Consider the following 428-nt stretch of genomic DNA (forward strand, 5'->3'; position numbering starts at 1 on the left):
AAGTGCACTTTGTGGTTGAACCGGTTGAACTGACTGCCAGTAAACGCCGCAGTGTGCTGAACCTTGACGGCCAACTGGTGGAGTACAGCCACGGTCGGCGCCAGAAAGTGCCACTGGTCTGGCCGAACGCCCTGCGTGACGGCTCTGAGAGCAAACTGACGCTGATACCGGATGATGGTGCCCGCTCACCGCGAAGCCTGGGCTTTACCGGTCCGTGGGCGATGTTCCGCCTGCTGGATGCCGGCAACCGGATGCAGGTCAGTCGGGGGTCGTTTGATGTGCGCTTTGGTGTGGATGATGGCGCCATGACCTGGCGGGTCTACAGCGACGCTGACCATAGTCCGTTTGCCGCAGGGCTGTTCAGCCAGTTCAGTTTACCGGCCACACTTTATTAACGGGGCCAGCTGCCCCTCAGAAAACGGGAAGAA

General features: G+C 60.0%; 1 protein-coding gene. It reads left to right on the forward strand.

Features of this window, described 5'->3' with window-relative positions; translation table 11 throughout:
- Nucleotides 1-395: type VI secretion IcmF C-terminal domain-containing protein (locus tag ADK28_RS26720; RefSeq protein WP_048797144.1), on the forward strand; the 395-nt coding region annotated here is incomplete at its 5' end.
- Nucleotides 396-428: the final 33 nt, after the last annotated feature.

Origin of the sequence: Serratia sp. 506_PEND (genome assembly GCF_001076875.1) — a bacterium.
In the GTDB taxonomy this organism is placed as follows: Bacteria; Pseudomonadota; Gammaproteobacteria; order Enterobacterales; family Enterobacteriaceae; genus Serratia; species Serratia marcescens.